Here is a 5,969-nt window from a genome sequence, read left to right as displayed (position 1 = left end):
CCCCCCACTCCCGGCCGCGCGGCGGTGACCGCGCGGGGCGACCGGCGGTTACCGCTACGACAACCGCACGGACGAGGGAGTGGACCATGGTCGTCAGCATCGGCGGGGCACCGGTGGGTGCCGAGGACGGAACACCGGGCCCGGCGCGGCCCGGCCCGGTGGGCAGAACCCGGCGGGAGGTGGCGCGCGGTCTGCGCGCCTGTGCCCTCACCGCCGGCCTGGCACCGCTCCTCACCGCCTTCCGGTCCCCGCGCCCCCGGCCCGCCCACGGGGCCGACGCCCCGGACGGCACCGCCTCCGACCGGAGGTCCCCGGACCGGACGCCCTTCGACCGGACCTACCGCGGACGCCGTGTCCGGGGCGAGTGGATCCCCGCGCGCGGCGCGGCCGGGGACGGCCACTGGCACGTCACCATCGACGGGCGCCCCCTCCACCTGATGCGCCGTGCCGACGGCACCTGGCTGAGCACGGTCGACCACTACTGCTCGTACCGGACCCCGCTCGAGGCCGCCTGCGCGGCCGTCGACGCCCTCGCCCCCGGCCAGTGGCTGCGCGCCCCGGCTCCGGGTCCGGCGGACGGCACGGCACACCCGCACGGGGGGAGCCGGCATGGTGTACGTGCGTAAGGACGCCGCCACCCTCACGGCCGGCGAGAAGCGCCGGTTCGTCAACGCGCTGCTGGAGGTCAAACGGCGGGGCGAGTACGACGAGTTCGTGCGGATGCACGTCGAGTACTACGCCTCCGACGGCGAGCGCGGACTGCGCACCGCGCACATGGCGCCCTCCTTCCTGCCCTGGCACCGCCGGTTCCTGCTCGACCTGGAGAACGCCCTGCGCCGGGTCGACTCCTCGGTGACCCTTCCGTACTGGGACTGGACCCGTGACCGCACGGCCACCTCCGTCCCGTGGGCGGCGGACCTCCTCGGCGGCAACGGGCGCCGCTCCGACCACCGGGTGATGACCGGCCCGTTCGCCCACCGGGAGGGCAACTGGGCCCTCAAGGTGGGCGTCACCGAAGGGGAGTTCCTCACCCGGGACCTCGGCCGCAGGAGTGCCCCGATCGACCTGCCCACCAAGAGCGAGCTGGAGTGGGCGCTGAAGGAACCCGAGTACGACGTGGCGCCCTGGGACTCGACGGTCACGCGGGGTTTCCGCAACCGGCTGGAGGGCTGGGGCACCGGCCGGGGCAGCGCCTCGTGGCGCAACCACAACCGGGTGCACCGCTGGGTCGGCGGGGCCATGCTCTCCGCCGCCTCCGTCAACGACCCCGTCTTCTGGCTGCACCACGCCTTCGTCGACCTGCAGTGGTACCGCTGGCAGCGCCGGCACCGCGGGGCCCGCTACCTGCCCGCCGCCGCGCCGGGCTCCGGCGACGCGCAGCACGGCCGGATCGTGGCGCGCCGGGAGCCGCTGCCGCCGTGGGACGTGACACCGGCCGAGCTGGAGGACGTCGGCCGGATCTACCGGTACGCGTGAGGGGAGACGGGACCGGGACACGGGAAGAGCCCCGGCACCCGGGTGCCGGGACTCCCGGGGCGGCGGAGACGGTCCCGGCACGGCCCGCCCGGCGGCGCCGGGCCATCCGGTTCGTGCCCTCCCGGGCGCGACGGACGGATTCTCAAGAAATTTACGGAGATGGGCGTTTCGATCCGTCGGATGCGGTGGTCATCGCCTAGAGTTGGCAACTGTCAGTGACCAACCCATCACGGGTTGTGTCGATTGCAAGAACGGAGAGGTAATGCGCAAGATCCAGAAGGCTGCTGTCGTGGTGGCCATGCTCGGCAGCATGGGCGCCCTCGGGGCCGGCACCGCGGTTGCCGGTGAGGGCCCGGACGCCGAGTTCAAGATCTCGGGCGGCGGCTGCACCGTCAACGGCGACTCGATCAGCGTCCTCAGCAACGTCGGCGTCCTGAACGGCGTTCTGGGTGAGGGCATCCTCACCTTCGGCGACGAGGACGTCAACGGTGGCCAGTCCCTGGACCAGGGCCACACGGTCGACTGCTCGACCCGCGGGTTCAGCAAGTAAGACGACTGAGGACAGGCCCCGGGGCGCGAGCCCCGGGGCCTCTCCCCGGACACTCTCACGAACCCGAGCGCTGATCTCGCACCACTTCTTCCGGGGGCACGGACGCGCAGTGGCCGCATGGTTCGAGACGCAAGCGCCTGGGGGGAACTACCGCAAAAGGACAAAAGCGGATGCAGAACTTGAAGAAAATCGCAGTGGTGGCGGGCCTCCTGGGAGGCTCCGTTCTGACGGGGCTCGGCAGCGCCCAGGCCCACGAGCCCATCCCCACCTGCGACGAGCAGGCCAGTGACAACCACTGCGGGCAGAAGCGTGAGTACCGCTACACCACCGAGGACGGCAAGAAGGTCCACGTCGTGGTCGAGCGCGAGGGCTGTGCCGTCAGGGGCGACAACACCGTGGACTGCTCCATCCACCACCCCTGACGCGATCCCGGGCGAGGACGCCCACCCGCAGCAGCCCTTGATCCCCGCTGAGCTGCGCATGGCCCCCACCGCAGCACTGTGAGCAGCGGCTGCCCGAACGGCAGATGGCCGGACCCGCCTACCGGGTCCGGCCATCTGCCGTTGTGCGGCAGGCCGCTGAACGGGTGGCGCCCGGTCCGAACGCGCCGGGACCGGCGCCGCGGACGTGCAGCCGAGCCGGAACCGGCGCCGCGGACGCACCTCGGGGACCGGCGCCGCGGAGTGCGTTCCGCGCACACAGGAAAGCCGCCGGTTCACCACCGGCGGCAACCACGCCCGCGACGCCCGGACGGCGCCTCGCCGCTGCCGCCCGTCGGACCGTCGGTTCCGGCCGGGGCGGCAGCGGCGTCACCCGGCCGCGAACCCCAGGGACTCCACGGCGTTGCAGTACGGCAGGCCGTCGATCGGGCGATCGGTGAAGAACCGGCCGATCAGGTCCGAGGACTCCTCCCTGCGCTCGACGGTGACCAGGTGGTCCGCCTCCTTGACGGTCGTGAACCGTGCCGCGGGCATCACCGCGGCGAGTTCCCGGCCCATCTGCGGGGTGCACAGGGTGTCGTACTCCCCGGTGAACACCAGGGACGGCACGTCGGGGACGGGCAGGGGCTCGTAGCAGCCGTGCGTCAGCAGCCTCGTGTTGTGCTCGACCGCCTTCTTCAGCTCGTCCGGCGTCTGGTTCAGGAACTGCCGGTGGAGCAGGCGGGCCACGGCCGCGTGCCGGCGGACCTGGCCGGCGCCCGGGTTCGACATGAACAGCCGCACCAGCCCGCCGGCGGCCTCCTCGATCTCGCCGCGTTCGAGCGCGCGCGTCAGGCGGGGAACGGCGTGGGTGTAGAGCTCGGGAAAGCGCTTGGCCGCACCGCAGAACACGAGGCGGGCGACGAACTCGGGGTGGAGCTGCGCGAAACGCAGCCCGACGACCTCACCGAAACAGCCGCCGAAGAGGTTCACGCGCGGCATCCCGAGCTCGACCAGCATGTGCCTGATCGCGGCGGCGAGGAAGTCGATGCCGTACCGGGCGGGCAGGAAGTCCGCGGTGCCGTAGCCGGGCAGATCCACGGTGACCAGCGTGGCGAGCGGTGACAGGTACCTCTCGTGGCCCTGCCACGAGTACCGGTTCTGGGACGAACCCCCGAGCAGCACCAACGGCGCGGTCAGCGGCGCGGGCTGATGGACGATGCGGCACTCGTACGCGAAGCCCTCGAAGGCGAGCCCTCGCTCCTCCACCTGCACCGACGCTGGAGGGACGGGCCCGGAGCACCCGGTGGCGGGCGGGTCCTGGGCGGCGATGACGGCAGTGCGCATGAGCGGCTCCGGGAAACAGCGGAACGACGGAAAGACGGCGAACCGTTCCATGATTACCAGGAACCGCACCGTCCCGGCGCAATCACTCAATTGTGGGCGATCCCGACGGATCCGCTTACCGGTCGGGAGGGCCCACGGGCTGCCGGCGGCGGAACGCCCTTCAGAGGGAGAGGGGGAGGGCGCATGAGGCCGATCGCCCCGGCGGGGCCCGAACCTGCGGACAAGCGTTCGGAGAGCGCCTTGTGGGTTGCCCCCGCCCTCCTGGTGACCGGTGACCCTTTCCCGACCGAACGGTGTGCCGGGCAGAATGGAGGCTCTCGAAGGCGAGAGGTGGGGGTGGACGTGACGGCGTACCTGGCTGAGGCCGATCCGCGATGGGCTGAGCACTCCGGTGGGGAGGGGCACAACGACGCCCCGGAATGGGGTCCCGAGGACGTGGAGCGCGCCGCGGTGTTCCTGGCCGAACTCGCGCCGCAGGCCCGGCAGGTGTTCGCGTACCTGCTGCGCAACCCCGGCCGGAGGATCCACTGCACGGAGCTGGTGGACAAGGTCCTGGGCGGCCCGGACGAGGGCGATCCGGCGCGGCGCGTGGCGGGTGTGCTGTCCGGGATGAGCAAGGCGCGCGGCAAGAGCGGCCGGCGATATCCGTTCCACTGGTGGGAGGCCCCCGAGGGGAGTGCGGGCGCAACGTACGCAGTCCGCCCCTCGGTGGCAGCGGTGTTCCTGGCTGCAGAGCTAAGCCGGTGACTCCACCGCCCGCGGCCCCGGGTCGGAGGGCGAGGTGAGCCGGACGGTGCGAAGCGCCGCGTCCAGCCATCCGGGAGCGACGGCCACGCCCATGGTCCGTTCCGTGAGCGCGAAGGACTCGCCTCCGTCGGCGGACGTTCGTCCGGCGGCCTCCGGGATGCTGCCGTGGCAGCCCCGTTCGATGGCAATGACGTGCCGGTCGACGGTGAGCACCCGAAGCGGCCCGTGGTCTTCGTAGAGGTGAGCCGCCTGCTCTTCGACGGTCCCGGCGAACGTCGTCGGCCGTGACGCTCCGGATCGCCGCCGAACGCCCGGATCACCTCGTCCTCCGTCTTCCCGCGATTACGGAGAAGGCGTACGCATCGGGCTGGTCGGCATCGGCCCGCGGGTATCGGGCGATGAGGTCCTCCCGGCTCGCAGCACCGCCGCGCTTCGGGTCCGGGGGCGTCAGGAATCATGGAGCCGCACCCTGCAGAGCGGTCGGCGCAGCGACTTCGGCGTCGGCGTGGAGTCCTGTCGTGCCGCGAGCCTTTCCGGGGACATCACCGGCCGCACGAGGAAGAGGGAGAAACCAGCATGGCGATCCAGCGGATGGACAACGTCGGCATCGTCGTCGAGGACCTGGATGCCGCCATCGCTTTCTTCGTGGAACTCGGTATGGAGCTGGAGGGCAGGACGGAGATCGAGGGCCCCGTCGCCGACCGGTGCACCGGACTCGACGGCGTCCGCTGTGACATCGCGATGGTCCGGACCCCGGACGGTCACAGCCGGCTCGAGCTGGCGAAGTACCGCAGCCCCGCGGCGATCAGCGCCGGGCCGCGCAACCGGCCGCACAACGTTCTGGGCACGCACCGCGTCATGTTCGCCGTCGACGACATCGAGGACACCGTTGCCCGCCTGCGCCCTCACGGCGCCGAACTCGTCGGCGGAATCGCCCGGTTCGAGGACAGCTACCTGCTCTGCTACCTCCGCGGCCCGGAGGGCATCATCATCGGACTGGCCGAGCGACTTCGCTGAGAAGGAGGAACCGAACCATGCAGCTCGGAGTGCCCGAGGAGGCGCCGGTCGACAACGGCAAGCGATTCACCGCCCGCTTCCGCTCCGGGCTTGCCGGGTCTGCCGGGAGAACGGCATCACCCATCGACTGACGAAGCCGCAGTCCCCGACCGCCACCGGGAAGGCCGAACGCCTCCACCGGACCTTGCGGACCGACGCGAACCGGCGGCATGCCCTCATCGGCCGGCCGTTCGCCGGACAGCGGGTGGCCCTTCGTCCGGGTGACGGGGTGGGCCGGGAACAGCGTGGCTGTGCTCCTCACCACATGCGCCCGGTGCGTCGGCGGGCAGCTGCCGGATCCGAGGCGGCGGCTCGAAGCCGCGGGTGATCTTCCGGAGGAGCCGGGCGTCGGCTGAGCCCTCCTCCGGCTGAGA

At 72.0% G+C, this 5,969-nt stretch carries 7 protein-coding genes and 1 pseudogene; 7 read left to right on the top strand and 1 reads right to left on the bottom strand.

Annotated features, from left to right (window positions below; translation table 11 throughout):
- Window positions 1–86: 86 nt before the first annotated feature.
- The 4 genes from RIM90_RS29980 (at window position 87) to RIM90_RS29965 (ending at window position 2,448) form a co-directional block, all read left to right on the top strand.
- On the top strand, window positions 87–626 hold the full coding sequence (locus tag RIM90_RS29980) for a tyrosinase family oxidase copper chaperone (RefSeq protein WP_309063886.1): 540 nt from the start codon (window positions 87–89) through the stop codon (window positions 624–626).
- Window positions 610–1,476, top strand: a complete 867-nt coding sequence (locus RIM90_RS29975) for a tyrosinase family protein (protein WP_309063885.1) — start codon at window positions 610–612, stop codon at window positions 1,474–1,476. Before RIM90_RS29980 ends, RIM90_RS29975 begins: the two co-directional genes overlap by 17 nt.
- A 262-nt stretch (window positions 1,477–1,738) precedes the next feature.
- Window positions 1,739–2,026: a hypothetical protein gene (locus tag RIM90_RS29970; protein WP_309063884.1), complete on the top strand. Its 288-nt coding sequence runs from the start codon at window positions 1,739–1,741 to the stop codon at window positions 2,024–2,026.
- A gap of 170 nt (window positions 2,027–2,196) precedes the next feature.
- Window positions 2,197–2,448 (top strand): hypothetical protein, encoded by a 252-nt coding sequence (locus RIM90_RS29965; protein WP_309063883.1) that lies wholly within the window; start codon window positions 2,197–2,199, stop codon window positions 2,446–2,448.
- A 387-nt stretch (window positions 2,449–2,835) separates the two neighbouring features.
- On the opposite strand, the gene RIM90_RS29960 is transcribed toward RIM90_RS29965, so the two are convergent.
- Window positions 2,836–3,792: an alpha/beta hydrolase gene (locus RIM90_RS29960; protein WP_309063882.1), complete on the bottom strand. Its 957-nt coding sequence runs from the start codon at window positions 3,790–3,792 to the stop codon at window positions 2,836–2,838.
- A 342-nt stretch (window positions 3,793–4,134) separates the two neighbouring features.
- Between RIM90_RS29960 and RIM90_RS29955 the strand changes: the two genes are divergently transcribed.
- The 3 genes and pseudogenes from RIM90_RS29955 to RIM90_RS29945 form a co-directional block, all read left to right on the top strand.
- Window positions 4,135–4,539, top strand: a complete 405-nt coding sequence (locus tag RIM90_RS29955; RefSeq protein ID WP_309063881.1) for a DUF6416 domain-containing protein — start codon at window positions 4,135–4,137, stop codon at window positions 4,537–4,539.
- A gap of 576 nt (window positions 4,540–5,115) precedes the next feature.
- Window positions 5,116–5,556, top strand: a complete 441-nt coding sequence (locus tag RIM90_RS29950) for a VOC family protein (RefSeq protein ID WP_309063880.1) — start codon at window positions 5,116–5,118, stop codon at window positions 5,554–5,556.
- 26 nt (window positions 5,557–5,582) lie between these two features.
- Window positions 5,583–5,752: pseudogene (locus RIM90_RS29945) on the top strand (IS481 family transposase); the annotation flags it as partial.
- Between the last annotated feature and the right edge of the window lie 217 nt (window positions 5,753–5,969).

Origin of the sequence: Streptomyces sp. (assembly GCF_031181555.1) — a bacterium.
GTDB lineage: Bacteria > Actinomycetota > Actinomycetes > Streptomycetales > Streptomycetaceae > Streptomyces > Streptomyces fimbriatus.
This window is presented reverse-complemented; position numbering and strand designations above follow the sequence as displayed.